This window comes from Sphingopyxis terrae subsp. terrae NBRC 15098 (genome assembly GCF_001610975.1).
Taxonomy (GTDB): domain Bacteria; phylum Pseudomonadota; class Alphaproteobacteria; order Sphingomonadales; family Sphingomonadaceae; genus Sphingopyxis; species Sphingopyxis terrae_A.
Genome location: NZ_CP013342.1, coordinates 897,947 through 924,772 on the forward strand (window position 1 = coordinate 897,947; position 26,826 = coordinate 924,772).

The window sequence follows — 26,826 nt, forward strand, 5'->3', positions numbered from 1 at the left end:
ATGGACCGCACGCAAGGCGAATGGCGTCCGCTCAATTTCGATGATCCATTTTGCGCGCATGTCGGCGGGATGCAGATGCTCCATACGGGCGACAGAGCCGAACCGGTCCGCTTCGGGCTCGAGGTGCAGCCGCATCAGTGCAACCGCTTGGGTTTCTGTCACGGCGGGCTGCTCTCGACCTTTCTCGATATCGCGCTCGGCGTTTGCGCGATCGAGATTTGCGGCCACGACTGGGGCGGACCCACAATTAATCTCAGCGTCGATTTCCTGCAAGGCGCCCCCATGGGCGACTGGATCGAGAGCCGCGTCATCCTGGAGCATACGACCCGCAGCCTGATGTTCGTGACCGGATCGGTCGTCGGATCGCCCGGCAAGATCGCCAGGGCTACCGCTTTGTTTAAGCAGCCGCGGTCGGCGCCGATCACCGCCTGACCGTAACGGAGAAGATATTATGCATGCAAGCGATACCGCAGGTGCGAACCGCGAAACCTATGTCGGATTGCCTATGGCCGATGCGGTCACCCAAGACTTCGTCCGCGATTTCGGTAGCCGCTGGGAAGCGGCATGGAATTCGCACGACACCGACGAAGTGATGGCTCTTATCCACCCGGACATCCGATGGAACGACACGATATTCTGGCCCGATGTCATCCGCGGCCAAGATGCGATGCGCGCCTATGTCGACAAGATCTGGGCCGTCATGCCCGACGTGCAATTCCGCGAAGTCCAGCTTTTCGTTGCAATCGATTCCGGGCGCGCACTTTATCTGTTCGAGCAGACGTCGAGCGCACCGCCAGCTTCGGGCAAGGATACAAGGGCCACCACTTATGGCTGCGACATTTTCCTGGGATTCCGCGACGGGCTGCTGTCCGATTATATGGCGCAATACGAGATTACCGACATGATGCGCCAATTCGGCATGCTGCCGCCGCGCGGCCAGCGCATCGGCGGCGCATACTTGCTCTCGCTATTGGGCGCCGAGTCCGCCAAGCGAAGCTGAACGACATATTGGAGGACGGCCGACATGGGTATCAAGACGCGCATTACCGAGAAATTCGGCATCGACACCCCGATCATCATGGGCGGCATGACCGGCGTGGGCTATGGCCCGCTGGTCGCCGCGGTCGCCAATTCCGGTGCTCTGGGCTTCATCACTGCGCATATGTATCCGTCCGGCCAAGCGCTGTTCGACGAGATAGAGGCGACGCGCAGGCTGACCGACAAGCCCTTTGGGGTGAACCTCACCCTGCTGCCGTCGATCAACCCCATCCCCTATGACGATTACCGCGAGGCGATCATTGCCAGCGGGATTAAGATCGTCGAGACCGCGGGCCGCGCGCCGACCGACCATCTTCCGCGCTTCAAGGACGCCGATGTCACGGTGATCCACAAATGCACATCAGTGCGCCATTCGGTTTCGGCGGTGAAGAAGGGTGTCGACATGATCAGCATCGACGGCTTCGAATGTGCGGGCCACCCCGGCGAGGACGATGTGGGGTTGGTTGTGCTGCTCCCTGCGACGGTCGATGCGTTGCCCGACACCCCGATCATCGCTTCGGGCGGGATGGCCGACGGCCGCAGCCTGATCGCCGCGCTCGCGCTTGGTGCCGATGCGGTGAATATGGGCACGCGCTTCTGCGCAACGGTCGAGGCCCAGATCCATAACAATGTGAAGCAGCGCATCGTTGACGCGAGCGAACTCGACACGGTGCTCGTCGGCCGCACCCTGCGCAACACCGCGCGCGTCGCAAGAAATGCCGTCTCGCTCGAGGTCGCCGAGATCCAGCGCGATCCGACCAAGACGTTCGACGATGTCCGCCACCTGATGGCGGGCGTACGGGGACGCGAGAATGTGCTGCGCGACGGCGACGTCGATGGCGGCATTTGGACGAGCGGTCAGAGCCAGGCGCTGATCCACGATATTCCGACCTGCGCCGAGCTGGTGCAGAATATCATGGCGCAGGCTGAAGCCGTGCGGGATCGACTTCGGTCGTCTTAGGCGCATGCAATTAGGTGGCTGCGAAGCAACTACTCGTGGCCGGACACCGCGCCGGAAGGCATCGACCGCTGCGGGATTGCCCAGCACGACGCGCAACGCGTCGAACGGCGCGTCCTCCAGCGCCCGGGCGATCAGCCCCAGCCATTATATCCCTCGGGTATTGCGATGCCATAGACGGGCTACAAGCCGCGCGATGCCGCCGGGGGGCGTCCACCCATCACTCCATTCTGGCCTTGGAAGCGTTGTCCCGCCAGCGGCCGAAAACGCCGACTCTGGCCGCCTTCTGCCTGTCCGGCAAAAAGGCGGAGGAATGTGGAAAGCCGTCATTCGGGAGAGCCAATCACTGGGGCTGCTTCCGACCAACTCACGCAGTTTCCGGAACTGGCCGCGAATGACAACTCCGGAAAAAATCGGCAGCTCATCCCTGCGCAGTCGGTCGGATGACAATGCTTCCCACATCGACATCCGGCGGTTGCTCGATTGCATAGATTATACCGCGAGCGATAGCGTCCGGGGGGATCGCTATGGGCCCGAGACGTTCCTCGATCATCCTCTTCGTAGGTTGATCGGTGATGCCGTCGCCGAAGTTCGTCGCGATCATTCCTGGTGACACCTCCGTCACGCGAAGGTTGGGACCAGCTTCTTGCCTGAGCACTTCGGTAGCTGTGCGCACCGCGTTCTTGGTGGCGGCATAGACACCCATCGTAGGGACGATCTGGACGCCCGCCGTCGAGACGACGTTGATCACATGGCCGCTATTCTGTTTCGCGAACACTGGAAGGGCGGCCGCGATGCCGTAAAGGGTGCCGCGCAGATTTACATCGATCATGGCATCCCAGCCGTCCACGTCCAACGCGTCGAAGCGGGAGATCGGACCGATCCCCGCGCAATTGACAATGACATCGAGCCTTCCAAAGTGCTCGACTGCCAGCCTAACAAGAGCTTCGAGATCAACCCGGCGCCGGACATCGGTAGCCTCGGACACGGCATTCCCGCCCGCTTCGATGATCGTGTTCACGACTTCGACAAGAGCGTCTTCACGTCGCGCGCCCAACACGACAGACGCGCCCTGTCCGGCCAGCAGCTTCGCGGTAGCTCGGCCGATGCCACTGCTCGCACCTGTGATGGCCACAACTTTACCTTCGATACCCATCGTCAATCTCCTCAACATGACGATAGGCAGGCAACGTGCGATGATCTATGCGGCTTTATCTATGGTTTTGTCGCAATCGTCCAAGACTCAATCGGATCCACTGTCCGATGTTCTCGGCGTGCTTGGCGCACAGGTGACAAGGCGCACCCGAATGGAGGCGGCAGGACGGTGGGCCTTCGCATTTCCAGCAGTCGAGCGGCTGAAGTTCGTGGCAGTGCTGCGCGGCAGCCAGTGGATATTACTTCCGGGATGTCCGCCCCAGCGCCTGAACGAGGGAGATGTGTGCCTGCTCGGGCGTACTGCCTATGCCGTGGCAAGTCACCCCAACGAGAAACCCAGAGATGGGGGTGCGCTTTACGCGATCGGATCGGACGTCGCCCACGTCGGCGGGGATGATGTGATCGGGATAGGCGGAAGCGTCACATTCGGCGCCGGCAACGCAGACTTCCTGCTCGATATGTTTCCCACATGTATGATCGTTCCTCGATCCTCACCGGGGGCCGACGCGGTTACGACGATCCTTGATCTTATTAACAGTGAGTTCGAGCGAGACAGGATGGGCAGTCAGATCGTGACCGCCCGGCTTGCCGACGTGCTGGTGGTCGAGGCTATCCGCGCCTATGCAAGCCAGATCGGAGGCGACAAGATAGGCTGGTTCCGGGCGCTGACCGACGCAAGGATTGGCCGGGCGCTTCGAGCCATGCATGGCGATGTTGCCCGCCACTGGACGGTTGCGAGCCTTGCCAAGGTGGCTGGCATGTCGCGCGCAAGCTTTTCGGCCGAATTCTCTCGTATTGTGGGGCAACCGCCGCTGACCTATCTGCGGCTATGGCGTCTCACGTTGGCTCGCGCGGCGCTGGTGGACGGCGATGTGACGGTCGCCAGCATTGCAAACAGGATCGGCTACATGTCTCAAAGCGCCTTCGGAAATGCGTTCCGCCGCAGCTTCGGGGTTTCACCCAAGGCTGGTTCGCGCTTGAAAGAACAGCATAGCTAAGAATAAAGCTAGCAAAAATGGACGGAATATTTTCCGCCAATACTTCAGTCGCCCGGCTATGCATTTGCTTTGCTTGGCACCTCCGCCCCAGGCCGCCGGCAGTCGGGCAGCTTAGGTCGTGTTGACAAAAGACTTCAGCCATAGGCGCGAGGCGGCGAGGTTGAGGAAGCTCTCGAACGAGAGAAGTGTCTTGTCGTATCGGGTGGCGATCCGTCGTTGCTGTTTGAGCTTGCCGAACATTCGCTCGACGCGGTTGCGGTCCCGGTAGCGTCGATAGTCGGGATGCTCTGGCACCTTGCGGTTCGAGCGGGGCGGGATGATCGGCAGGATGCCCCGGACGAGCAGGCTGTCGCGGAAGCGATTACCATCATAGCCCTTGTCCGCGAGCAGCGCCTTGGGTGTGGCGACGGGGATCGCCATCAGCGGTTCGGCGGCCGTGTAATCAGAGGCCTCGCCGCCGGTCAGGATGAAGCCGACAGGCAGTCCTTGATTGTCGCAGCGGGCGTGGATCTTGCTCGTAAAGCCGCCGCGTGATCGACCAAGAGCGTTCGCACAAGCCCCCCTTTTCCGCCCGCTGCCGAGACGTGGCCGCGAACGCTGGTGCTGTCGATCATGTGTTGCCAGTCGTCGGTTAGACCCAGATCGACCAGCGTTTGCAGCAAGGCATCCCAGACACCCTGTTCGGCCCAGCGGCGGAAGCGCACATAGACCGAGTTCCATTTGCCGTACCGCTCGTGCATGTCGCGCCAGGGGCAGCCGACCCGCAGCACGTGAAGCATTCCATTGAGGAAGAGCCGGTTATCGCCCGCGGGCCGCGCCCAACGGCCGCGCTCAGGCGGCAGCAGTGGCCCGATCAGTTCCCACTCCGCATCCGACAAATCCCCGCGACCCATGACTGCTCCTCAAAAAGCAGTCTTGAATCAGAAGGAGGCGGGCTTGGGAATCCCTTTTGTCAACACGGCCTAGGAAATAGCAACCTCGAAAGACGACGTCTCGCGGCGCCTGAACCGTGGCGCGGTCAGCGACGGAAGAGCGGTCACGACGACGATCGAGCAAATCTCTCTGCCACGAAATCCCGACCGAGGCGCAGGCCCACCGGATCGACGTTGTGTGCGACGCCGTATGATAGATGTGTGGTGACGTTGACACCGAGATGCTTCAGCTGGCTCTCTGACATATGGAGCGCTGCGACCGGGACCACGGGATCCGCTGTTCCATGGATCAACAGCACCGGCGGCTTCGGGAGGCCGCCATTCTCAAGCCCGGCGGACCCGGCCAGCATGCCCGAATAGCCCACAACCGCAGCAACGGCGCGCGGCCGACGCAGTCCGATCTGAAGCGCCATCATTGTACCCTGGCTGAAGCCGACCAACGCCAGATCGGCCTCGGTCAGGCCATATTGGTCAAGCTTGCGATCGATGAAGGCGTCGACCGCGGGGGCCGCCGACGCAGCGCCCGCGGCGAGGGCCGATGGCGCAAAGCCCGACAAGCCCCACCATTGATAGCCCGCACCCATCATGCCGCAGCGCTGCGGCGCGTGCGGCGCCAGAAACAGTGTGTCGGGAAGCGCCTCCTGCCACGCTGGCGCGAGCGCGATCATGTCAGACCCGCTCGATCCGAAGCCATGCAGCAGCAGGACTATGTTCTCAGGCGGTTGTCCAGAGCGCGGCTTGAGGCTGGCGCCGTTCACGATTTTGGGAAAGTTCATGCCCCCAATATGGGCATCGATCGCAATTTGTCAGCCGCGGTGGCGCTTCCCCGGACCGCGTTCCAACCGAAATCAGCGCTTCACGCCAGATTTCAGCGCCGCTGCGCGGAACTCGTCGAGTTCGGATCCGACGAACTGAGGCGTTGCGTCGAACCCGTCGAACAGGTCGTAGAGCGGCACCAGCGTGCGGTGGATGACGTCCGCGAAATCCCTCTGCAACTCGTCGATGCTGGTGGTCGTTGCAAGCTTGGCCGCGCTCGTGCGGCTGCGCTGCGTGTCGACGAGCGGCCATTGGCGGAGCGGCGCCGCCCACGAGACGAGCTGGCGCCCTTCGAGCCCGGTGTAGCTGCTTTCGTAGCGCACGGGAGTGGCAGGATCGAGGTCGAGCGCGACGGCGAGATTGAGGATGTGGACGAAGACTTCGGCGGTCCGCCAGACGGGCAGTGTGAGATCGAAGATCGTTCCCGGCTCGAGATTGCTCGACCCGTCCTCTTGATAGCCGCGCCGCAAATAGCCCTTGAGGTCGCCGGACACCTGCCAGAAGTCGCTGTGCGCCGCGTCGATGAACATGCGGTCGGCGGCCGGATTTCCGAGCCAGCATTCGATGACGCCATCGCGGATGATCGGACGAATGCTCTCTTTGGCAGGCACCCAGAAGGGGGACCATCCCGAGGTCGCCGGCAAGCGCGCCAATATGTTCCGAAGCTCGCCAAGTGTCTCGCCACGCTCGCCGTGCCCGATTTCATAGGCGTAAGTTACCGCCCCCAGCGGCTGACGCGACGGATGCGACGGGTCGAGCGGCGCCACCAGCTCTTCCCAGCGCTGACGTGCAGCGCGGATGAAGGCCGCGAAGCTTCCCGGTGCGCTGGGCAGGATCACCAGTCCCAGCGCGTCGAGGATGTTGAAGACTTTCTCGAGGCGAAGCTTGATATCGCCCTGCTCGAACGCGTTGACGGTCGGCAGGCTCACGCCGGCCAGCGCAGCGAGCGACTTTTGCGTATGCCCCTCCGCCTTGCGGCGGCGTATCGCCTCGTCGACGAGGGCGGGCCAATCGAGCGGACCGCTACTCATGCGAATATCCTCCGGCTATTTTCTTCGACGCCCTGCTTGAAGCGCGCACGGAAATCGCTTTCGGCGACAGGTGTCCCGAAGCGCAGGGTCTTGGGATCGCCAAGGCGCTTCGCGAGGTCGGCGAGCGCGAGATCCACCGCCGCCTTGGGCAGGCCAATTTCTTGTCCGAACGTCTCGAGGACGGCGCGCGAGAGCGTGTCGAACTCGCGTTTCTTCCCGCCGATCGCGAGCGCGGTCTCGCGGCTGAACGGATAGAGAAGGCTGTTCAATAGATCGTAGGCGGGGCTAAGGCGCAGGCCCTCGGGCTTTTCGAGCAGCGAGAAGTTCTTGAGATGCGCATCGGCGTTGCCGAGCGCGAAGTTGAAGACGACGAGCCGGAAATAGCGATCGAGATCGAGCCGCGGGCGCGCCGAGTAGGCTGTGATCGCGCTTGCCGCTTCCTCATAGCTCGAATCATATTTGCCGCCGAACTCGGCGCCCCGGGGCTTACCCAGGATTTGTGCAAAATCCTCGAGCCGAAGTCGTTCCTCGCCGTCGCGATCGAAGCGCTCGACGAGGAGTGCGAGCCCCTCGATCCCCGCGATGACCGCGGGCCTCGCGCGCGTGATCTCGGCCTCGCCCAATATCTCGCGCGCGAGCGTCAGGCTCAGATTCTCGTTCTGGACGAGCGTCGGTTCGTCATTGTGGTTGAACTTCGCAATGTACGTCGCCGGATCGCCGGCTTCTACCGAGGGGCGGTAACCCGACCCGTCGTGCCAGGCGAGCAGCTTGCGCTGAACACCCGACACCGTACGCGAGGCGGTGACCGCGGCCTCCTCGGTGACGCTTCCCTCGACATTATGGACAGGAGCGATCCCGTCGGCAGGAAGTACCCCGACCGCGCCGATACAGTCGGCGCCATATTGCAGCAGGATACCGAAATCATCCTGGTCGGACGCGCCGCCCGCGCGCGCCTGCAATCCGCGAAGCCAGCCTTCGGGGCCGAGGTGCTGGAAAAAGGGTATCAGTCCACCGCGATAGACATGATCGCGCCGTGTCGCCGGCAAGGCGCAGGCGATGTCGGTACTCCAGCCGCCCGCATAGGTGAACTGGCTGTCGCTGCCTATCTCGCTCAACAAGCCTGCCGGCTTGCCTTTGAATGTGATTATGGCGTGCCGATCGGGGATGGCGCGACTCCGACTTAAAATTACGTTGCAGGCCGCCTACTACAACGCACAATTTAAAGCAACCTTGATTCCTGATGCCCATTTCACATCATTGCGCCTTTAAATTTACTCACTGATAGGAATGACAGAGAAACTGGAAATGGCTATCCCGCCACGCATCAGAATCAATTTAAAGCGAAATTGACGTCGCAACCACCTCCAAACATACGCTACCTTTAAAGCATTGCGTATGTGCGGTTGAACAGAAGTAGGGGCCCGCCCGCCCATAAGGCGCGGGCACTTGCGACCAAGCGCCGCGCACGCGACTTCACCCACTCGCTCTCCCCGGGAGGAGATCGCCGGCGCGGTGTCGTTTCTGGCCGGCCTAGATGCGACCTACATCACCGGAACAACGCTGAACATCGATGGCGGTGCGTCGGCCTAGTCGCGGGAGCGGCCCCTCCGCCCGGCGGAGGGGTCGTCGCCTAGCTTTACCGCACGCGGCCGCGAACCATTGCCGGTCCGCTTCCATCCGGTCCGGGACTAGGCCGGCTCCGGCAACTGTCACTTACATGCTCAGGTGGCCGGCCATAGCTGCCCGCCCGCTTTCAGAGGCAGAAATTCGGAAACGGTCAGACTTGGCTGGAATGGTCCCGCCCGACTTCGGACAGACTGCTTCTCGGTCGGAATGTAGAGGAGCAGACATTCCAATCCGGCCAAGGAGCAAGCGGGCGCATGACTGTTTTGAGGTCAACTGGGAAATCACCGCGTGAGACAGCTTGCCGAGCGCGCGACCATTCTTAAAGCTGTGCGAGCCGTCCGGCTGCAAAGTCGCGCGCGAGCGCGATAAAGGCCTGGAAGGCGGCAGAGGAATTGCGCCGATTGGAATAATAGAGGCACAGCGGCGCAAGTGGCGGCGTCCAGTCTTCGAGAATGCGGATGAGCCGGCCCGCGGCGATGTCTTCCCGCACATCGGCTTCCATGAAATAACCGATTCCCACGCCGTTTATTACTGCGATCCGGGCAAGCGATGCTTCGTCCAAGGTGATCGGCCCCTCGACATCGAGCTGTAATTCTTCGCCGCCCTTCTCGAACCTCCATCGGAACAACGCGCTATTGGGAAGCCGGATGCGAACGCAGGGATAAGCAAGCAGCTCCTGCGGCACATTGGGGATCGCCCTGCCTTCGAAAAATGCGGGGGACGCGGCAACCGCCATGCGTCGCATCTGGCCCAGTGGAATGGCGATCGCATCGCTGGGCACCAGATCTTTGCTGCGCACGCCCAGATCGAAACCCGCTGCTACGACGTCGACAAGCCGCCCCTCGGTGACGAGGTCGATATGAACCTGCGGATAGCGTTGCAGATAGGTCAATATCAGCGGCGCCATGATTTCGCGCGCTGCGGTCGCGAAGGCATTGATGCGCAGTGTGCCGGACGGCATTTCCTGCTGGGAGCGCGCCGTATCCATCGCTTTTTGGATGCCCTCGAACGCTGGCTTGATCTGTGCAACGAAGATCCGTCCTGCATAGGTAAGCGAGACGCTGCGCGTTGTGCGATTGAACAACCGCACCGCAAGCTCCCGTTCGAGTTTGGCTACCGCATTGCTGATGGCGGTGGTCGACATGCCAAGCTCGAGCGCCGCTGCCCGAAACGAGCCGCATCGAACGATCGCGAGAACAGCTTCGAGCTCAATGAGCGAATGGCGAGTCATTATCCCGATTTCCGTAACACGATATAGCGATTTGTCTCGATTATCAGGCGGTAAGTCCATCGCTAAATTGCACTCGTAACAATCGAGGAGATGATCATGTCATTCGAACTACCCAAGCCGATCACCGACTTTATCGAGGCAAATGCGCGCCTCGATCTTGACGGCATGATGAAGCACTTCCTGCCTGACGCCGTTTTCACGGACAACGGCAAGGATTTCGTCGGGGAAGCCGAAATTCGCAGGCTGCTCAAGGACGAAGCGATCGCGGTCAAGGCGATCTTTGAGCCCGACACTTATCGGGAGGAAGGCGGCGATATCGTGCTCGAAGGTCCCGCTCATGGCGAATTCCCCGGCAGCCCGATTCGGTTCACCTATCGCTTCAAGATGGAAGGTGACGCCATCAAAGCCCTGGAGACGACGGTATGAGCTTCAAGGCAGATCCGGCCGAATTCGCCGGCAAGCGCGTCCTTGTCAGCGGCGGCACCAAGGGGCTCGGCCGTGCCACGGTCGAGCGCTTCCTTGCCGGCGGAGCCCGTGTCGTCACGGCCGCCCGCACGATCAAGGATCCCATCGACGGCGTCGAATATGTCCAAGCCGACCTGACGACCGCGGAGGGCGGCGAAGCGTTGGCCAGGACGGCACTCAAGCGGCTGGGCGGCATCGACATCCTCGCCCATGTCGTCGGCGGCTCGGCTTCGCCGGCGGGCGGGTTCGCCGCGCTGACGGACGATCACTGGCTCGCCGAGTTGAACCTCAACCTGCTGGCGACGGTCCGGCTCGACCGGCTGCTGATCCCGCAGATGCTCGAGCGGAGCAAGGGCACCGTGGTGCATGTCACCTCGATCCAGTCGGTCCTGCCGCTGCCCGAGTCCACCACCGGCTATGCCGCCGCCAAGGCGGCGCTGAGGACCTACAGCAAATCAATCTCGAAGGAGCTCGGCCCCAAGGGCGTGCGGGTCAATGTCGTCTCGCCAGGCTGGATCATGACGGAGGCCGTCGGGGATTTTCTCGAAATGCTGAGGTCAGCCAATGGCGGCACGATCGAGGACGCGCGCCAGTCGGTGCTCGATGCCCTGGACGGGATTTCGATCGGACGGGGTGCCGAGCCTGAGGAAGTGGCGGACCTTATCGCCTATCTCGCGTCCGACCGCGCTGCCGCGATCCACGGCGCGGAGTTTGTTATCGATGGCGGCACGATCAGTACGGTATAAGGACGGCCTCCCGGCGTTCGCAGGGTCGCGGATGCCGGGAGTTGGCGGACTCTCGCAGATCGAAAAGGTGTCGCCCATGACCGCCACGGACTGGCGGCGACGGCCGACGACGTTTGAAAGAAAGGCCCCCCATGCCTGATTCTTCCTCCTGCGAGCGCTGCAGTTGGGCACAAAGCGATCCGCTGATGCGGGACTATCATGATGCCGAATGGGGCGTCCCTCAGCGTGATCCACGGATGCTCTGGGAAATGCTGATGCTGGAGGGATTCCAGGCAGGCCTCGCCTGGATCATCATCCTGCGCAAGCGTGAGGCATTTCGGGCCGCCTTTGAGAATTTCGACCCGGTCAAGGTCGCTGCCTTCGGCGCGCCGGACATCAATCGGTTGATGGCGGACCCGGGTATCGTGCGGGCCCGGGCCAAAATAGAAGCCACGATAAGAGGCGCGCAAATCTACTGCGAAATGCAAGCTCGCGGCGAGGATTTCTCGGAATTCTGTTGGTCCTTTACGAATGGCGTTCCGATCCTTGGTAACGGTCGGAGCTGGCCCCCGAGCACAGCGTTGTCCGAAATAATATCCAAGGAGCTGAAGCGGCGCTGCTTCAAGTTTGTCGGTCCGACCATCACCTACGCGTGGATGCAGGCGGTTGGCATCGTCGACGATCACTCTGTTGGGTGCTTTCGCCGTCAGGTCGAGCCCCTGGCAAGACGTTAGGGTGGCTGTGCTTCATCAGGCGCCACCAGTATGCCGACGGGGCCAATTAGCTGGTTCGGGGAGGACAACCACGAAAGCCGAAACGCAGCAAGGCTAGTGAATAAGCCCAGCTGGGGAACAGGCAAACCTCCGAATGGCCGAAATCAGTCGTTAAGGTTGCTCGCGTTGCTCAACTGAATCTGCGCCTATCCGCCACAAACCTTCGCTGATCCGGGACAGGCTGCTCCTCGCTGGCGTCCACATCAAAGGCGTTTCCGCTTTCCCGAGACTTATTACACCGTCGGTCTTCGCCCTCTCGTAGTCGCAGATAACGGCGCCAACCTCGTCCTCTGGGCAGCGAACGTTGCGGATGTAATAATTTTGATGCGGCCCATAATAGCAGGCAAGCTCATCGCAACGAATTAGCTCGGGCGACTTCATAGCGAAGACGGCGGTCTCAGAATTGAAGCGGGCTGCGCCGAGTCTATCCGAATTAGGGCCTACGATAGGGGTCGTGCAACCTGATGCGATCAGAACCACCGTAAAAGCAGCAGCACTATCGCGCAAAGCGCGCCTCGCAATCAAGGTGTGTCCGCATCCCATGAACCGGCAGGATAATTGGATTTTGCTCCAGCGCAATGTCGACTTCCCAGCCCAACCCAGCCTTGGCGCGGCCCGCTATGCCGTCGATCGCCGCAACTCCTGGGTCTGGCCGGTATCGGCCTATCGGCTTTCGGGCGGTGGTTCTGAAGGAGCGGGCATACGAAACCGATGGGGCGGCGATGACAGCTCGCGACCGCTAACGGACCTGCACGGGTCCGGACGTCTCTACCCCCTGTGGACATATCGCGCGCGGCATATTATGTATGGTCTATTGCATGGCTTTATGTAGGTATTGTATATGGCTGAGGAACTCGAGGCCCGCGAGAAATGGGTGTGGATATATAAATCCGGTCTCCACGGTCTCTGCCCGCGCTGCGGACAGGGCCGGATGTTCAAGCGTTGGCTTAAGGTCACGGATCAATGCCCGACTTGCGGCTTGAACTATGATTTTGCGACGCCCGATGACGGACCCGCTTTTTTCTCCTTATGCTTTATCGCTTTTCCCCTCCTCTTTCTGGTTGTGTGGTTCGAAGTCGCTTTCAGCCCACCCTGGTGGATGCACGCGCTCGTCTCGGTGCCGCTTATGATTATTCCTTGCGTCCTCGCGCTCCATCCGATCAAGGGATGGCTCGTCGCATCCCAATATGTGAACAAGGCGCAGGAAGCGGGGACAGACGCCCTTTGGGCCAAACTCAATGCGCGCGCCAAGGAGGAGTGACCAGGCGTGGTCAAGAAGGACTGGTTTCCCGATCTCGATAGCGCTGATGGACCCAAATATCTGGCGATCGCCGAATCTATGGCCGCGGCGATCGAAGCGGGCGACCTGCGCGGCGGTGACCGCCTCCCCCCGCAGCGTGATCTCGCTGCCCGTCTCGGTGTCGATCTTACCACTGTCACCAAAGCTTATGACCAGGCCCGAAACCGCGGCTTGATTGTGGCGCGCGGACGCGCCGGAAGTTTCGTCCTGCCACAGGACGTAATGGCCGCGGGGCCGCCTCCGCGCGATACCGGCATGAACATGCCGCCCGAAGTGGAAGGCGGGTCGCTGCTTGCATTGTGGGAGCGAACGACCAGTGCGCTGCTGAGCGCGCCCGGCGCGGGAGGCCGCCTCCATTACGTCCCGGCCGGTGGAAGCGAAGCCGATCGGATCGCAGGCACGAAGATTTTCGAGCGCGTCAGCCTGGCGAGCCATCCGGACGAAGTAATCGTAACCTCGGGCTCGCAGAACGCCCTGCACGCGATTATCGGCGCGACGCTGGCGCCCGGCGATACGGTCGCCTGCGGGCCCTATGTCTATCCAGGCTTCCTTGCGCTCGCCCGAAAAGCCGGGTTGAAGCTCGCGCCCATGACCCGCATTGAGGCAGCGAATCTGGAAGCCCTTTGCCGAACGAGAAAGATCGCCGCTCTTTACCTCGTGCCGACCAACGACAATCCGACGACGACGACGCTGAACGCGGACGAGCGGGCGGCCATCGCCGAGGTCGCTCTGCGGCACGCTATCCAGATCATCGAGGATGATGCCTATGGTCTGCTGGACGAGCGGCCGCTGGCACCTCTGGCCAGCCTGGTGCCGGAACTTGGATGGTACATTGCGACCAGTTCGAAGATCATCTCGCCGGCATTGCGCGTCGCGCATGTCCGGGCGCCGTCCCTCCGACAGGCGATGGCTCTGGCCGCCGTGGTGCACGACACTAATGTGATGGCGCCTCCGCTTAACGCCGCGCTCCTGACCTGCTGGGTCGAAGACGGCCGCTATGACCGGCTGATCGCCGAAACGCGCGCGGAGGCCAAAAGGCGCCAGGCGCTTGCAGCCGAGATTTTGCCACCCGCAAGCTATGCCGCCCATCCTTGCGGCTACCATCTTTGGGTGTCGCTTGGCGACGACGACAACGCGGCGCAGATCGGCAGCGCTCTTGCCGGCGCAGGGATGACCGCAATATCGGCGGACAGCTTCTCAGCCGGCGACATGCGCGCGCCAGCCGTGCGTGTATCCCTTGGCGGAGCAATTGACACGGCGGGCCTGCGGCGCGGGCTAACGATGCTCTCGTTGTATTTGACGTCTGCCGGGCCACTGCCGCCGGTTATTTGATGCCGTGCGAAGCTGGCCGATTGCTGACGGGCAGCTTTAAACCGACTTCGTGTGTAAAGCCGACGTTGCACGACAACCGGCTTTAGCGGTCCCAGCCAGCGTCACGGGCAGCGCGTTCGGCTGCGGCATCGAACGCATCACCTGCCATCATCGCTGCCGTAGCCGCCGCGAGGTCGCCCGACGACGCCTGCCGGTACGCGCGGGCCTTCTGACCGGCCGCGGTGCGTTCGAGCGCCCAGCGACCGTCTTCGCGGCAGCCGATGCCCGACAAGTCGCGACCCGCGAAGCTGCGGCAGATACGGCCCGCCCTATCGCGAAAGCTCAGAGCGATGCGGATATCGGCGTCGGCCGGCTGATTCGATGCCAGCTGCGTGTCGAGCGCTTCGGCCAGACCTCCCGACGCGACCAGCATACCGTTGGCACTGGTCACGTCCGGCGCCGGCGCCCAAGGCCGGAGGCCGAGGGTCAGACCCAGCAGCAGCGATGCGGCGATAGCGCCCCAATTGGCGGGCGCGAACCGCGCGCGCCTTGCTTCGCGGCGCTCGGACAGGCTGGTGTCCACGCCCTCCCCGACCAACAAGGCGCGCAGGCGATCAGGCACCGGTTCATCGACCACAGGTGCGAAATGCGCGGAAATCTGGGCGCTCAGCACACGATAACGCGCAATCTCGGCAGCGAGGGCGGCGTCGCTTTCAGCGTCGCGTTCGATCCGGCGCGCGGTCAGATCGTCGAGTTCGCCGTCGACATAAGCAGCGATGGTAGCGGGGTCGAAGCTCATGCGGCCTCTCCAAGCAAATGCATCAGCGTTTCACGTCCACGCGCGAGCCGCGATGTCACGGTGCCGATCGGCACCTCCAATATGTCCGCCGCCTCGCGATAGGCATAGCCTTCCACCAGCACGAGCATCACAACCTCGCGCTGCTCATCAGGAAGCCGGGCCATCGCGCCGTCGACGTCGCCGCGCAGCGCGCCCGCCTCAACCTCGGCGATCCCGTCGCCGGCGATCTGCGTGACCGCGTCGTCAATCGGGGTATGGACGCCGCGCCGGCCAGCAACACGGCGGTGGTCGATCCAGAGGTTGCGGGTGATCCGGTACATCCAGCTGTCCAGTCTCGTTCCTTGTTGCCATTGTTCGCGCGATTTCAAGGCGCGCTCGATCGCCGCCTGACACAGGTCGTCGGCATCGCTGGCGCTCTGCGCCAGCCCGCGCGCAAAGCGACGCAGGCGCGGTAACAGCTCGACCAGTTCCTCTTCGAAGCGCATCGCTCTCTTTTCGGTTGTTTGAGGAAGAAACGATGACCTTCTATCGTTTCTTCCACATCCTGCTAAATTTTCCGGCAAGACGATGGGCGCGAGAGTAACGATGCGAATCTGGACGACAGGGCTGGTGGCAATCTGCCTCGCGATCGGCGGTGCTGGTCCGCGTGCAGCGGCGCAGGTCGCGCTGCCGTCGGCGCAGTTGCCCGAGGCCGGGCGGGTCCTGTCAACGCTGCCCGACACGGGTGTCCTTGAACGTCTGGTCGCGACGAGCGAGCGGCTGACGCAGCTTCGGCTCGACCGCATCGACGCGCTGGTGCGTAACCATCGCGACAGCATCGAGCTCGACGATCGCGGCGAGCCCGCGGTGCGCGGCGTGCTGATCGCCAGCGGCGTCGACGACGCCATGATCCGGCGTGCGGCAGAGGCAGGTTTCGCCCTGATCGAGCGCGAGCGTATCGAGGGACTCGATCTCGATCTTGCACGATTTTCTGTGCCCGAAGGGCGCCGCCTGGCCCGCGCGCGCAAACAGCTTGCGAAGCTGCTGCCCGCTGCCGCGGTCGATGCCGACAATCTCTATTTCGCGAGCGGCCCCGGCGGCGCACTGCCCAGGTCGGCGCTCGCGACGACTGCGGGCGGCGGCAAGGCCAGCCTTGGCCTGATCGACGGCGGGGTCGCGGCGCATCCGTCGCTGGCGGGGCGTGTCGAGCAGCGCGGCTTTGCAAGGGGCGCCCCGACGGCGAGCCGCCACGGCACGGCGGTTGCCTCGCTGCTCGTCGGCAGCGGCGCGATAACGGGCGCCGCCGCCGGACAGCGGCTACTGGCCGCCGATGTCTATGGCACCGATCCCGCCGGCGGGAACGCCAGCGCGATCGCCCGTGCGCTCGGCTGGCTTGCGCAAAGCCGCGTCGCGGTGACGACGATCAGCCTGGTCGGTCCCGACAACAAGCTGCTGTCGGCCGCGGTGCGGCGTGCGCAACAGCGCGGAATGTTTATCGTCGCCGCGGTCGGCAACGACGGGCCCGCAGCGCCGCCCGCCTATCCGGCCTCCTATCGGGGTGTTTTTGCGGTGACCGGCGTCGACGCGAAAGGGCGCGTTCTACCCGAGGCGGGCCGCGCGCTGCACGTCGATTTCGCCGCACCCGGCGATGCGGTGCTGGCGGCGACGGGCACCGCGGGCACCGACCGGCTGCGCGGAACCTCCTTTGCCGCACCGCTCGTTGCGGGGCGGCTGGCCCTTCGCTATCCCGCTCCATCGGTGGACCGCATCGGTCCGGCCGTCACCGGGCTGGTGATGGAAGCGCGCGACCTTGGCCATAAGGGGCGCGACAAAGTCTACGGCCATGGCCTGATTTGCGGCGCTTGCGGCGGCCGCTGACACTTTTTCGATATTTTCCGGAAGAAAGTCGAACACGCCATCGTTCTCTCCACAGGCCCCACCCCCTCGGGTCGCACATTCAGGAGTAGGACAATGGCACATCGTATTTTCATTCCGGCCATCGCGCTCGCCGCCACGGCCATGGCATTTTCGACGCCCGCTTCGGCGCAGCTGCTGGGCGGCAGCGGCGGACTGACCGGCGGCCTCGGCGGATCGCTGGGCGGTACGCTCGGCAATCCGGCCGGTCCCATCGGCGGCACGCTCGGCAGCGCGGGCGAACTTGGCGGCACCGGCCGCGGCGACGCGAATATCGACCGCCGCTCGGGCCGTGTGCAGGGCAAGGGCAATGCAGGGGCAAACGGCAAGGGCACGGCGAACGGAAACGCCAATCTTCTCGGCAACCCGATCGGCGGGACGGTCGATGGCTCCGGCAGTGCTTCGGGCAACGGCAGCCTCGACGCGCAGGCCGTCGGAACCGATTTCGTCGGCCAGACCGCACGCAGCGCCGTCGGCACGGCGCAAGGAACCGCTTCGACCGTCACCGGAACGGCGCGCGGCGCGGTCGGCAACGTCCGCGATCGAACGGGTGGCGCAGCTTCGGGCCTTTCGGGTGCCGCGAACGGCGCGGGCTCAGGAGCGGGCGGCTTCCAGGGCAGCCTTGGCCAGTTGGCCGTCGCGGGCAGCGGCGCCGCATCGGGCGCGGGCGTGTTCGCGGTCGAACCCGGCATGGCGGTGACCGACGCGCGCGGCAAGGTAATCGGCTATGTTCAGGATATCCGTCAGACCGGCCGCGGTGTTGTGCAGGCGGTGACAGTCGAGGTCGGCAACCGTGTCGCGACGATCCCCGCCGCAAGCTTTACCGGATCGGGCGATGTCCTCGTCACCGGCATGACCAAGGGCGAGCTAAAGAAAGCGGCCGAACGGCAGCAAGATGCCGGCGGCCAGCCGCAGAACGAGGCCGCTCCGCAGGCCGCACCCGCGGGCCAGCGCGCCGAGCGCGGCGCCCGCAAAGATTGAGACCCACCGGCCCCAAAGGGGAATGCGCCGGCCATCGTGCCGGCGCATTCTGACGCCTGGCGGCGTCTGAAACTCTCAACGATTCCCGACCGTCGGCTTTCAGATTGCAAACCAAAGAAAGCGGACGGGAGCTACTTCCAGGAAAAGTTTGGCCGCAGCGTATTTGTCAGTGCCGCGCCGTGCGCCTACCCGCCTTGTCTGCGCATCCGGCTCCGGCGCCGAGGAAATGCGCCTTCGGCTCCGCGGTCACCTGATCGATGGCAATGTCCTCCGTTACCGCTTCTATCGCCCTCCGGCCCCGCATGAACGGCCATGAGGCCGGCACGAGATTCTGCGGTCGGCGAACGACTCTGCCGAACTCGAATAATATCGGTATTCGTGCCGCACATTTATCGGGATGTGCTATAGACATCCCATCACCTGAAATCGAACAAGCTCGATGTGACAGAGGGACGATCCGTGCTCTCGCTTGATGCAGGAGCACACACCATGTGCCTTATTCAATTGCTCGAAGACGAGCAGATCGCGCTCGCGCGATACGCCGCCGCAACAAATCCCTCGGCGATCGACCGTTATGGGCGCCTGATCGAGGGGATCGGTCGGCGTCTGACGGCCTTTCCCTACCAGCATCGCCCCTATTTTCCGCTCAACAGATTGCCGACGCAAACGGCTCGCTAGCACGTTCGCGAACACGCGCATCCTGAAACCCAAGAAAGATATCTGACATGGCCAAATCGCAAAAACGCAGCAATCGCGAAATTCGCAAACCCAAGGCCGCCAAGGCGAAGCCGCCGACCGCGCTCGCAGCCCAAGAGGCCTCCGCGGTGCAGATGACCGTCAAGCCGAAGGGCAATCGCTGACGCGCCTTCAAAAACTGCGGTGGAAGCTGACCAGATCGGCGTCGGGATCGCCATAGCCGCAAATCAGGCCGCGCAGCATCTGCGCGGCCATCATCGAGAAGGTGATGCCATTGCCGCCATATCCCATCGCGGCGTAGCAGTTCGGCATGCCGGGAATGCGGCCGATGGTCGGTGTCCCGACCGGGCTGTCACCGAAACTGCCGGCCCAGCTATAGGCAGGCGTCGCGTCCACTCCTGGCAGCAGGGAAGCAAGCTTTCGCGACAGCGTCGCTGCTTTATCGGAGAGCTTCGCATCGCGGAGAGCTGGATCGCTTATTTCTTCATCCTCGCCGCCGCAGATGATTTCTCCGCGTGGGGTCGTCCGGATGTAGAGATAGGGATCGGCGGCTTCCCATATCATCGCGGCGGTCGGCCAGATGGCCCGCGGCTGCGGGCGCGTCGCGATCGACCAGCTCGAGATGATCTTGTTCCCCTTGCGAGGAATCCCCTTCATCATCTCATAACCCGTTGCCATGACGACATGGCGCGCGCGAATACTTGGCCCGCGGGCCGAGACCAACGCTACACCTTCACCCGTCGGCGCGATGTCGCAGATATCGACGGGCGAGTAGAGCCGGGCGCCCCGTGTCAGCGCGACGTTCAGATAGCCTGCCGTCAGGCGGCGCGGATCGGCGGAATAATTGCCAAAGCCTAGCAGCGCGTGGCGTCCCTTGATCCCGTAGCGATCCAGCACTGCGGCCGGTTTGAGCAGCTCGACCTCGAACCCCGCGCGCCGCCGGGCGTCGGCTTCATGCGCAAGACCTTCGGCGTCGAGGACGTTGCCGTCGAGATAGATCGAGGCGCGCGTCGCCCCATCGACGGCAAGGCCCAGCCGCTCGGTCCGTTCGCGTAATGCGTCAACCGACTGGCGCGATCGCCGCCAGATGCGTTCGGCCTTTTCGCGCCCGATCCGCTCGGCCATCGAGGTCAGCGGGATATCGAGCTCTTATTGCAGCAGGGCGGTCGACGCGGCGGTCGATCCTTCGGCGGGACCCCGGCGATCGACGATCACGATGTTGAGCCCCGCTTCCGACAACGTCTCCGCGATCAGCGCGCCCGACACGCCAGCCCCGACGACGACAACGTCGCACGCGATATCCCTTATCAGCGACCGCGCAGCGATCGCGGGACGACGCCGTGCCGACCAGATCGACTGGCCGGTCCTAAGATAGCGATGATGGGTCGCCGATGCGCGGCTCACCATGACGGGCGATCAGGCAAGATCGCGCACCTTGGCTTCGCGGGCCCAATGGCGCCGGGTGCCGACGCTTTCGAACTTGTCGATCGCAACGACACCGCCGTCCTTCTCGACCCCCGCCTTGTCGAGCAGCAATTGCGTCGCTTCGTCATGCGCGATCGTCTTGCAATGGCCATAAGCGTCCATGAACCACTGGACCGCCGCGCCCTGCCCCGACAGCGCCTTGGCCTGTTCTTCGGTCAGGATCGAAGCCACCGCGTCGAACAGCACCGAGGGCGAGCCCGCGAGCTGGCCGTCGGCCTTGAGCGTACCGCCCTTGACCTTGATCCCGCCGACCTTGGGCGCGACGAGGAAGACGGTGCCACCGGCGCTTTCGATGTCGCCCTTCAGCTTATCGATCACCGCCTTGTCCGATCCTTCGGCAAAGAGGATCGCGACCTTGCGGCCCTCCATCGTATCGTCGGCATTCTTCTGGATAGACAGCGCGTCGGAGGTTTTGAGATCGACCGGCGCACGCGCAGCCTTTTCCTTCGCCGGCAGATCGATCGCGAGTCCCATGGCGACACGCGTCGCGAGATCCTCGTCGATGTTGCGAAGCTGGCCAACGACCCGGGCGCGGACGTGATCGAGTGTGACCTTCGACAGTTCGAAAACCAGCGCCGAGGCGATATGCGCCTGCTCATTCTCGGTCTGCGACAAATAGAACATGCGCGCCTGGCTGAAATGATCGGCGAAAAGCGCCGCGCGAATGCGCAGCTTCTGCGCGGGATCGTTGCGTTCGTCATTGGCGGCAAAGCTCTTGAAACCCGTATCGGCGCTTGCGCGCGGACCGCCATTCTCGCCGGCCTCGGCAAGACTGTTGGGTTCGTAATTGGCGCGCCCGGTCGGCACGAGCGTCTGCATCATCCCGTCGCGCTGGAAATTGTGAAACGGACATTTGGGCGCGTTGATCGGTATCTGGTGAAAATTGGTCGTTCCCAGCCGCGACTTCTGCGTGTCGAGATAGGAAAAGAGCCGGCCCTGCAGCAGCGGATCGTTACTGAAATCGATGCCCGGAATGATATTCGACGGCAAGAAAGCGACTTGTTCGGTTTCGGCGAAGAAATTGTCGACATTGCGGTTGAGCGTCATACGGCCGACGATGTCAACCGGGATATCTTCCTCAGGGATCAGCTTGGTCGCGTCGAGCACGTCATAAGGCTGCTTCTCGGCGAAGGCTTCGTCGAACACCTGCACGCCCAGATCCCACGCCGGGAAGTCGCCCGCTTCGATCGCCTCGAACAGGTCGCGGCGAAGGAAATCGGGATCGGCACCCGCGATCTTGACCGCTTCGTCCCAAGTCGTCGACTGGATGCCGAGCACTGGCTTCCAGTGGAATTTGACGAACTTGCCCTCGCCATCGTCGTTGACGAAGCGAAAGGTGTGGACGCCGAAGCCCTCGATCATCCGAAAGCTGCGCGGGATCGCGCGGTCGGACATCGCCCACATGATCATGTGCATCGCCTCCGGCATCAGGCCGATGAAGTCCCAGAAGGTATCGTGCGCGCTTGCTGCCTGCGGATAGCCGCGATCGGCCTCCATCTTGACGCTGTGAACGAGGTCGGGGAATTTCATCGCGTCCTGGATGAAGAAGACCGGGATATTGTTGCCAACGAGATCCCAATTGCCGCTGTCGGTGTAGAGTTTGACCGCAAAGCCGCGCACGTCGCGCGGGGTATCGACAGATCCGGCGCCGCCCGCGACGGTCGAGAAGCGGGCGAAGACGGGGCAAGTCGCGCCCTCCTTTTGCAGGATCGACGCCTTTGTCAGCCCGGGGATTGCCTTGGTGCATTCGAACACGCCGTGCGCGCCCGAGCCGCGGGCGTGGACGATGCGCTCGGGGATACGCTCGTGGTCGAAATGGAAGATTTTCTCGCGAAGTACAAAGTCTTCGAGTAGCGTCGGCCCGCGTTCGCCGGCGCGCAGCGAATTCTGGTTGTCCGAGATGCGGTGGCCGAAATTGTCGGTGAGATAGGCGGACGCATCGGCGACCCCATCCGCGACGGCCTGATGCAGTTCATAGCCATTCCCCCGGCTATCGGCTTGCTCAATCTGGCGCTCTCCCGGCTGATGGTCGCGAAGGGCGTGGTCGGTCGCAGGGGACGGCGCGGACTTCTTGGCCATGGTCGGTTCCTTGAATTTTGAGGGGCTTGCCTCCTCAACCCCCCGCTCGCGCTTAGGTTTCGCCGCGTGTCGCTTTCTCTGACTGTTTCTGGTCGACCATCACATTCCCATCCTGTTCGCGCAGCCAATTGTGGAGCCGCGTCGCCGCCATCGCGCCCTGTCCCGTCGCGACGCTGATTTGATCGAGACCTTCGATGACGTCGCCCGCGGCATAGATGCCGGGAAGCAGTCCGTCCGAAAAGGCGCTGAACGGAATGCAACCCTTTGGATCGGTCAGCGGATCCAGCATCGCCGCTAGTTCGCTGCGGGGTGTCGATCCGAACGCGGGATAGACCGTATCGAACCGGCGCGGCGCGGTTTCCCCCTCGATGGCAACAAGCATCTCGTCCTCAGTAGCCTCAAGTCGCAGCACCCGGCCTTCGATAACATCGACACCGCTCGCCGCGAGTTCGCGCCGCTGCGCTTCGGTGAGCGCAACCTGCCATTTCGGGATCAGCGTGACGTCGCTCGAATATTGCCGCAGGAACATCGCCTCTGCGGCGCCATGCAGGTCGGAGCCGAGAACCGCGATCCGCTCGTTGCTATGTTCGAAGCCGTCGCAGATCGGGCAATAGCGAAGCACCCCGTTCCGAACCGCCGCGTTATGATCCCCGCCGTCGAGCTTCGCGAGATTGGTGTCGACGCCCGTCGCCAAGATCAGACCGCGCGCGTTGACGGTACCCCCGCCTTCGAGGCGCGCGTGAAACATCGTCCGGTCCTCGTGCCGGGCGATTGCGACAACCCGGCGCTCGACTATCTCGGCGCCGTAACGCGTGGCATGATCGCTCATGCGCGTGATGAGATCGCGACCCGCGATGCCGTCCGGAAATCCAGGGACATTGCGCGAACGCGGCACCCACAGGGCGCGCGAACGTCCGTCATGTACCACACGTACTTTTCTCCGGTAGCGCGCGAGATACAGTGCGGCCGTCAGACCGGCTGGCCCCGCGCCGACGATCAATACATCGATCGCCGATCCTTCGCCTGCAGAAAACGGCGTCATTGTGCGGCCCGCGCCGGATAATCCATGGCCGCGAGGATTTCCGTTATCGCGACGAACGCAAAGCAGACCGAGCTGTCCGCGACGCCATAGGGGAGGAAGATATCGTCGCCGACGCGGATCGCGCCGCAGGTGTACACGACATTGGGGACATAGCCCTCGCGATCCTCGTCGGCGGCGGAGAGGATGGGGTTGGCGGTACGTCCGATCACCTTTGACGGATCGGCCTTGTCGAGCAGCACGGCGCCGATCGAATATTTGCGCATCGCACCAACGCCGTGCGTGAGCACCAGCCAGCCCTCGTCGAGCTCGATCGGCGCGCCGCAATTGCCGATCTGGATTAGCTCCCATGGAAAGCGTGGTTCGAGCAGCAGTTCGCCGTCCTCCCACTGATCGACCGCGTCCGAGCGCAGCAAGTAGAGATTCTTGCCGTCCTGCCGACCGATCATGCAAAATTGCCCGTCGATCTTGCGCGGGAAAAGCGCCATACCCTTGTTACGCCCCGCCTTGCCTTTGATAGGGGTCAGGGTGAAATCTTTGAAATCGCGGGTCCGGAGCAGTTCCGACTGGATGTCCCGGCCGCTGTAGGCCGTGTAGGTCCCTATCCATTCGCTCTTGCCGCTGTCGCGCTCGAACTCGAGCAGCCGGAGATCCTCGAGACCGTTGCGCTGCGCCTCGGTGATCGGAAAGATCACGGTTCCGGACAGTGAGCTGTCCTTCTGACGGTAGAGCGAAACGACATCGTCGGGCTTGTCCTCGCGATGCTGACCCGGCATCGCCGCAGTGGCGAAAGCCGGCTGCGGCATCAGAGTCAGTTCGCGGTCGCCCGTGACGATCCCCTCCCGAAAGGCGATCGTCGAAATATGGCCTTCGCCGACCGCCCGCAGCGACAGCAGGATTCGGATGCAACCTTCCCCCAGGCCCGTCTGGTCGGGATGGCGCACGACGCTGGGGTTCATCACCGCCGCTGCGGCGTAGCTATATTCGTGGCAAAAATAGGCGCCGATCAAGAGACGCATCTCGTGCTTCAGCGTCAGGGCTTCGAGACCGAGCTTCGGTTCGATCTGCTTGAAACGGTCCTCGAACACCTTCTCGATCTGCCAGTGCCGATCGGCGAAATCGCGCAGGACCACGCCGAGTTCGGCGCGCACGGTGCGCGTATCGAGCGCAACGATTTCGCGTGCCAGACGCTTCACGCGCTCAAGATCGGGGCCGGAAGCTTGCCATGCGAGGTGAAAAGGCCGGACGACAACGCGCGTCGGGTCCGCGTGGAGCCGCAATTCGTCGTGGACCAGATGCACCATAATCCCCTCAGTCGACTTTGCGGATGAAATCCCGAATGGAATAGGTCGCATGCTGATAGGCGAGAACCGACTCCGCACCCTCATTGAGATTGAGCCCGCGCGGATTTATGCCGTCCTTGCTGGTGCCCGTGAGCACATCGCCGACAATCACACCGCGATCATTGGCTCCGGTAAACCATTCATAAGCACGCCGCGCATGCGCCAGCCAGATATCGTCGCCGGTCACGTCATAGGCGGCTGAAGCCGCGTCGATCGCCGCCCAAACTTCAAGCGGCTGCTGGTCGAACGGCCGCGGTAGCGCGTAGGCCTGACCGAAGCAGTCGGACCCGATCGGGCGATAATGACCATGGGGCGCAATCTGAAGGTCGTTGATCCACCGAAGCGTCGCGACCCCGCACGCGGTGACGTCCGCGCGCTCCAGCCGCACTCCCGCGCGAAGCATCGCTTCGGGCAGGCGGCAATTATCGTAGGCGAGCACCGGTTCGAACCATTGCCAATCCGGCCGCGCTGCGGCTCCGTATAGCGCGTTCAGCCGCTCAGCGCCGCTGCGCAATAGCCGGTTCGCCAGATCATGTTCGGGATGCCCGGCAAGCACGAAGTCGGCGCCGAGCAACGCGAAAGCGATTGCGCGCGGCGACCCGAAATCCAGCGCGGACGCCGCAGTGCGCTCGAACAGCTCAAGCGCCCACTGCCGCAGCCCCGGATCGCGGGCATCGCGCGCCGTTGCGCCGAGTGCCCAGAGGGTTCGTCCACAGCTATCCTCGGACCCAACATCCTCGAGCCAGTTGCCTCCGAAGCCCATGAAGTTGCGAAATTCGCCCCGGTCCGGGTTCCACGCATGCTGCACAAAGGCCGCAAAGACCGTGGCTAGCTGGCCGCACCTGCCGAGCGCGTCTTCGCCGAGCCGATGCATCAGCATCAGAGCGCGTGCATTGTCATCGACGCAATAGCCATGCGCACGGTCGGGGATCATGTGAACGCTATGCTGGAGGATGCCGGTGTCGTCGCAAATCCGAAGGAACCCCTCGATGCCGATCCGGTCGGGAATGGGCGCGGCTTTCGGCACCACGCGGCTTTCGGCGATCAGGGCGCAGCTTCGCTCGGCAAATGCAGGCCAGATCATGTCACGGCCGCGGTCATAGGCGCGCCCCTGCAGCGTGCGCAGCCGATCGGCATCGCCAAGCAGAAAGCGGACCTCGTTCGCGATCGCTTCGCTATCGTTGAAGGGTACCAGCACGCCATGATTATCAGCGAGCAGCTCGACCGCGTGGACATAGGGCGTCGAAATCACGGCCTTGCCCAGTGCCACCGCATAGGCGAGCGTGCCCGACGTCGATTGCTGCGCACCGGTATAGGGCGTTATATAGATATCGGCGGCCTCGAGCAGATCGAGCAGATCATCGGTTTCCATGAATGCATCAATCCAGCGGACATGCGCATCGACCCCGAGCGAGACGGCGAGCGCCTCGAGCCGGTCGCGATAAGCCTCGCCTTCATGCGCCAGCAGGTTGGGATGCGTGGCACCCGCGATACAATAGAGGAAGTCGGGGTGATCTTCGACGATCGCAGGCAATGCCTCGATAACCGCCTCGATCCCTTTGCCCGGAGACAGGAGCCCGAAGGTCAGTGCAACCTGTTTGCCCGCAAACCCGAACCGCGGCTTGAACTGCGACGCGCGCCCAAATGGGCGGTCGGGAACGCCGTGCGCGATCAGTGCAATTTGATCTTCATCAGCCCGATAGACGCTGCGCAGCAGATCGCCCGAGCGTTCGGACATGACGAAGATCCGCGCCGCGCGTGCAATCAGCCGATCCATAACGCGGCGCTGATCAGCATCCGGCTCGGCCAGCACCGTGTGCAGCGTTACCACCAGCGGCGCAGCAACGCGATCGACCAGTTCAAGGATCATGTCACCCGCGGATCCTCCGAACAGTCCAAACTCGTGCTGCAGCCAGACAATGTCAGCGCAACTCGCCTCGATCTGCCGGGCCGCGTCGATGAAGCTGCTAACATCCCCTTCGGTTATGATTCCGCGAACCACTGGATCGAACAGGATGGGGGCCGCAGCCGGCGCCATCGCATAGACATCGACCACAAGATCAGGCGCGGCTTCGGCAAGCGATGCACGGACGTCCGCGGTGAAGGTCGCGATACCGCAGCGTCGGGGGATAAATCCGCCGACCAATGCCAT

General features: G+C 63.1%; 24 protein-coding genes and 3 pseudogenes. 14 read left to right on the forward strand and 13 right to left on the reverse strand.

What is annotated here, in order from left to right; all coding sequences use genetic code 11:
- Genes AOA14_RS04380 through AOA14_RS04390 form a run of 3 tightly spaced genes read left to right on the forward strand, consistent with a single transcriptional unit; the run spans position 1 to position 1,999 of the window.
- On the forward strand, positions 1-432 hold the full coding sequence (locus AOA14_RS04380) for a PaaI family thioesterase (RefSeq protein WP_062900924.1): 432 nt from the start codon (positions 1-3) through the stop codon (positions 430-432).
- A gap of 19 nt (positions 433-451) precedes the next feature.
- Positions 452-1,000 carry a nuclear transport factor 2 family protein gene (locus tag AOA14_RS04385; protein ID WP_202988379.1) on the forward strand — a complete coding sequence of 183 codons (549 nt, stop codon included), beginning with the start codon at positions 452-454 and terminating at the stop codon, positions 998-1,000.
- A gap of 24 nt (positions 1,001-1,024) precedes the next feature.
- On the forward strand, positions 1,025-1,999 hold the full coding sequence (locus AOA14_RS04390) for an NAD(P)H-dependent flavin oxidoreductase (RefSeq protein WP_202988380.1): 975 nt from the start codon (positions 1,025-1,027) through the stop codon (positions 1,997-1,999).
- Positions 2,000-2,417: 418 nt separating this feature from the next.
- Here AOA14_RS04390 and AOA14_RS04395 read toward each other — a convergent pair whose 3' ends face one another.
- The gene (locus tag AOA14_RS04395) at positions 2,418-3,152 is read right to left on the reverse strand and encodes an SDR family oxidoreductase (protein WP_062902997.1); all 735 of its coding nucleotides are present in this window, start codon (positions 3,150-3,152) and stop codon (positions 2,418-2,420) included.
- 16 nt (positions 3,153-3,168) lie between these two features.
- On the opposite strand from AOA14_RS04395, the gene AOA14_RS04400 reads away from it, so the two are divergent.
- Positions 3,169-4,149 carry an AraC family transcriptional regulator gene (locus AOA14_RS04400; protein ID WP_238929725.1) on the forward strand — a complete coding sequence of 327 codons (981 nt, stop codon included), beginning with the start codon at positions 3,169-3,171 and terminating at the stop codon, positions 4,147-4,149.
- Positions 4,150-4,260: 111 nt separating this feature from the next.
- Here AOA14_RS04400 and AOA14_RS19630 read toward each other — a convergent pair.
- From AOA14_RS19630 to AOA14_RS04425, 4 genes and pseudogenes are all read right to left on the reverse strand, one after another.
- Positions 4,261-5,042: pseudogene (locus AOA14_RS19630) on the reverse strand (IS5 family transposase).
- A 143-nt stretch (positions 5,043-5,185) separates the two neighbouring features.
- Positions 5,186-5,857 carry an alpha/beta hydrolase gene (locus tag AOA14_RS04415; protein WP_062900925.1) on the reverse strand — a complete coding sequence of 224 codons (672 nt, stop codon included), beginning with the start codon at positions 5,855-5,857 and terminating at the stop codon, positions 5,186-5,188.
- A 72-nt stretch (positions 5,858-5,929) separates the two neighbouring features.
- The gene (locus AOA14_RS04420) at positions 5,930-6,928 is read right to left on the reverse strand and encodes a helix-turn-helix domain-containing protein (RefSeq protein WP_062900926.1); all 999 of its coding nucleotides are present in this window, start codon (positions 6,926-6,928) and stop codon (positions 5,930-5,932) included.
- A complete protein-coding gene (locus AOA14_RS04425) occupies positions 6,925-8,046 on the reverse strand; it encodes a type II toxin-antitoxin system HipA family toxin (RefSeq protein WP_082819819.1) in 1,122 nt (373 codons plus the stop codon). The genes AOA14_RS04420 and AOA14_RS04425 overlap by 4 nt, the downstream gene beginning before the upstream one ends.
- A gap of 376 nt (positions 8,047-8,422) precedes the next feature.
- On the opposite strand from AOA14_RS04425, the pseudogene AOA14_RS20075 reads away from it, so the two are divergent.
- Positions 8,423-8,518: pseudogene (locus AOA14_RS20075) on the forward strand (oxidoreductase); the annotation flags it as partial.
- A gap of 355 nt (positions 8,519-8,873) precedes the next feature.
- Here the strand turns inward: AOA14_RS20075 and AOA14_RS04430 are convergent.
- Entirely contained in the window at positions 8,874-9,785 is a 912-nt protein-coding gene (locus AOA14_RS04430; protein ID WP_062900928.1) for a LysR family transcriptional regulator, read from the reverse strand.
- A gap of 96 nt (positions 9,786-9,881) precedes the next feature.
- On the opposite strand from AOA14_RS04430, the gene AOA14_RS04435 reads away from it, so the two are divergent.
- The 5 genes from AOA14_RS04435 (at position 9,882) to AOA14_RS04455 (ending at position 14,380) form a co-directional block, all read left to right on the forward strand.
- Positions 9,882-10,211 (forward strand): nuclear transport factor 2 family protein, encoded by a 330-nt coding sequence (locus AOA14_RS04435; RefSeq protein WP_062902999.1) that lies wholly within the window; start codon positions 9,882-9,884, stop codon positions 10,209-10,211.
- Entirely contained in the window at positions 10,208-10,996 is a 789-nt protein-coding gene (locus AOA14_RS04440; RefSeq protein ID WP_062900929.1) for an SDR family oxidoreductase, read from the forward strand. Before AOA14_RS04435 ends, AOA14_RS04440 begins: the two co-directional genes overlap by 4 nt.
- Positions 10,997-11,127: 131 nt before the next feature.
- Entirely contained in the window at positions 11,128-11,709 is a 582-nt protein-coding gene (locus AOA14_RS04445; RefSeq protein ID WP_062900930.1) for a DNA-3-methyladenine glycosylase I, read from the forward strand.
- An 880-nt stretch (positions 11,710-12,589) separates the two neighbouring features.
- Positions 12,590-13,009: a DUF983 domain-containing protein gene (locus tag AOA14_RS04450; protein WP_062900931.1), complete on the forward strand. Its 420-nt coding sequence runs from the start codon at positions 12,590-12,592 to the stop codon at positions 13,007-13,009.
- A gap of 6 nt (positions 13,010-13,015) precedes the next feature.
- Positions 13,016-14,380, forward strand: a complete 1,365-nt coding sequence (locus AOA14_RS04455) for an aminotransferase-like domain-containing protein (protein ID WP_062900932.1) — start codon at positions 13,016-13,018, stop codon at positions 14,378-14,380.
- A gap of 82 nt (positions 14,381-14,462) precedes the next feature.
- On the opposite strand, the gene AOA14_RS04460 is transcribed toward AOA14_RS04455, so the two are convergent.
- Both AOA14_RS04460 and AOA14_RS04465 read right to left on the reverse strand, forming a co-directional pair.
- A complete protein-coding gene (locus AOA14_RS04460) occupies positions 14,463-15,158 on the reverse strand; it encodes an anti-sigma factor family protein (protein ID WP_062900933.1) in 696 nt (231 codons plus the stop codon).
- Positions 15,155-15,643, reverse strand: a complete 489-nt coding sequence (locus tag AOA14_RS04465; protein ID WP_062900934.1) for an RNA polymerase sigma factor — start codon at positions 15,641-15,643, stop codon at positions 15,155-15,157. Before AOA14_RS04465 ends, AOA14_RS04460 begins: the two co-directional genes overlap by 4 nt.
- A 100-nt stretch (positions 15,644-15,743) precedes the next feature.
- Between AOA14_RS04465 and AOA14_RS04470 the strand changes: the two genes are divergently transcribed.
- The 4 genes from AOA14_RS04470 to AOA14_RS20250 all read left to right on the forward strand — a co-directional run bounded on the left by AOA14_RS04470 (position 15,744) and on the right by AOA14_RS20250 (position 18,892).
- Positions 15,744-17,015, forward strand: coding sequence for a S8 family serine peptidase (locus AOA14_RS04470; protein ID WP_062900935.1), 1,272 nt, complete (start codon positions 15,744-15,746; stop codon positions 17,013-17,015).
- A gap of 93 nt (positions 17,016-17,108) precedes the next feature.
- Positions 17,109-18,032 (forward strand): hypothetical protein, encoded by a 924-nt coding sequence (locus tag AOA14_RS04475; RefSeq protein ID WP_062900936.1) that lies wholly within the window; start codon positions 17,109-17,111, stop codon positions 18,030-18,032.
- A 504-nt stretch (positions 18,033-18,536) separates the two neighbouring features.
- Positions 18,537-18,710, forward strand: a complete 174-nt coding sequence (locus AOA14_RS19635) for a hypothetical protein (protein ID WP_202988381.1) — start codon at positions 18,537-18,539, stop codon at positions 18,708-18,710.
- 47 nt (positions 18,711-18,757) lie between these two features.
- Complete coding sequence (locus AOA14_RS20250) at positions 18,758-18,892, forward strand: hypothetical protein (protein WP_275261239.1); 135 nt, start codon at positions 18,758-18,760, stop codon at positions 18,890-18,892.
- Between the two features lie 7 nt (positions 18,893-18,899).
- Here AOA14_RS20250 and AOA14_RS04480 read toward each other — a convergent pair.
- The 5 genes and pseudogenes from AOA14_RS04480 to AOA14_RS04500 form a co-directional block, all read right to left on the reverse strand.
- A pseudogene (locus AOA14_RS04480) lies at positions 18,900-20,135 on the reverse strand (NAD(P)/FAD-dependent oxidoreductase).
- A gap of 9 nt (positions 20,136-20,144) precedes the next feature.
- Positions 20,145-22,292 (reverse strand): catalase, encoded by a 2,148-nt coding sequence (locus AOA14_RS04485; RefSeq protein ID WP_202988382.1) that lies wholly within the window; start codon positions 22,290-22,292, stop codon positions 20,145-20,147.
- Positions 22,293-22,344: 52 nt separating this feature from the next.
- The gene (locus tag AOA14_RS04490) at positions 22,345-23,334 is read right to left on the reverse strand and encodes an NAD(P)/FAD-dependent oxidoreductase (RefSeq protein ID WP_062900937.1); all 990 of its coding nucleotides are present in this window, start codon (positions 23,332-23,334) and stop codon (positions 22,345-22,347) included.
- The gene (locus AOA14_RS04495; RefSeq protein WP_202988383.1) at positions 23,331-24,635 is read right to left on the reverse strand and encodes a glycoside hydrolase family 130 protein; all 1,305 of its coding nucleotides are present in this window, start codon (positions 24,633-24,635) and stop codon (positions 23,331-23,333) included. Before AOA14_RS04495 ends, AOA14_RS04490 begins: the two co-directional genes overlap by 4 nt.
- 7 nt (positions 24,636-24,642) lie before the next feature.
- Positions 24,643-26,826, reverse strand: coding sequence for a glycosyltransferase family 4 protein (locus AOA14_RS04500; protein ID WP_062900938.1), 2,184 nt, complete (start codon positions 26,824-26,826; stop codon positions 24,643-24,645).

Coding starts and splice junctions, on each gene's coding strand:
- AOA14_RS04380 (WP_062900924.1), top strand. CDS start 1: ATGGACCGCACGCAAGGCGAATGGCGTCCGCTCAATTTCGATGATCCA.
- AOA14_RS04385 (WP_202988379.1), top strand. CDS start 452: ATGCATGCAAGCGATACCGCAGGTGCGAACCGCGAAACCTATGTCGGA.
- AOA14_RS04390 (WP_202988380.1), top strand. CDS start 1,025: ATGGGTATCAAGACGCGCATTACCGAGAAATTCGGCATCGACACCCCG.
- AOA14_RS04395 (WP_062902997.1), bottom strand. CDS start 3,152: ATGGGTATCGAAGGTAAAGTTGTGGCCATCACAGGTGCGAGCAGTGGC.
- AOA14_RS04400 (WP_238929725.1), top strand. CDS start 3,169: ATGACGATAGGCAGGCAACGTGCGATGATCTATGCGGCTTTATCTATG.
- AOA14_RS04415 (WP_062900925.1), bottom strand. CDS start 5,857: ATGAACTTTCCCAAAATCGTGAACGGCGCCAGCCTCAAGCCGCGCTCT.
- AOA14_RS04420 (WP_062900926.1), bottom strand. CDS start 6,928: ATGAGTAGCGGTCCGCTCGATTGGCCCGCCCTCGTCGACGAGGCGATA.
- AOA14_RS04430 (WP_062900928.1), bottom strand. CDS start 9,785: ATGACTCGCCATTCGCTCATTGAGCTCGAAGCTGTTCTCGCGATCGTT.
- AOA14_RS04435 (WP_062902999.1), top strand. CDS start 9,882: ATGTCATTCGAACTACCCAAGCCGATCACCGACTTTATCGAGGCAAAT.
- AOA14_RS04440 (WP_062900929.1), top strand. CDS start 10,208: ATGAGCTTCAAGGCAGATCCGGCCGAATTCGCCGGCAAGCGCGTCCTT.
- AOA14_RS04445 (WP_062900930.1), top strand. CDS start 11,128: ATGCCTGATTCTTCCTCCTGCGAGCGCTGCAGTTGGGCACAAAGCGAT.
- AOA14_RS04450 (WP_062900931.1), top strand. CDS start 12,590: ATGGCTGAGGAACTCGAGGCCCGCGAGAAATGGGTGTGGATATATAAA.
- AOA14_RS04460 (WP_062900933.1), bottom strand. CDS start 15,158: ATGAGCTTCGACCCCGCTACCATCGCTGCTTATGTCGACGGCGAACTC.
- AOA14_RS04465 (WP_062900934.1), bottom strand. CDS start 15,643: ATGCGCTTCGAAGAGGAACTGGTCGAGCTGTTACCGCGCCTGCGTCGC.
- AOA14_RS04470 (WP_062900935.1), top strand. CDS start 15,744: ATGCGAATCTGGACGACAGGGCTGGTGGCAATCTGCCTCGCGATCGGC.
- AOA14_RS04475 (WP_062900936.1), top strand. CDS start 17,109: ATGGCACATCGTATTTTCATTCCGGCCATCGCGCTCGCCGCCACGGCC.
- AOA14_RS20250 (WP_275261239.1), top strand. CDS start 18,758: ATGGCCAAATCGCAAAAACGCAGCAATCGCGAAATTCGCAAACCCAAG.
- AOA14_RS04485 (WP_202988382.1), bottom strand. CDS start 22,292: ATGGCCAAGAAGTCCGCGCCGTCCCCTGCGACCGACCACGCCCTTCGC.
- AOA14_RS04490 (WP_062900937.1), bottom strand. CDS start 23,334: ATGACGCCGTTTTCTGCAGGCGAAGGATCGGCGATCGATGTATTGATC.
- AOA14_RS04495 (WP_202988383.1), bottom strand. CDS start 24,635: ATGGTGCATCTGGTCCACGACGAATTGCGGCTCCACGCGGACCCGACG.
- AOA14_RS04500 (WP_062900938.1), bottom strand. CDS start 26,826: ATGGCATTGGTCGGCGGATTTATCCCCCGACGCTGCGGTATCGCGACC.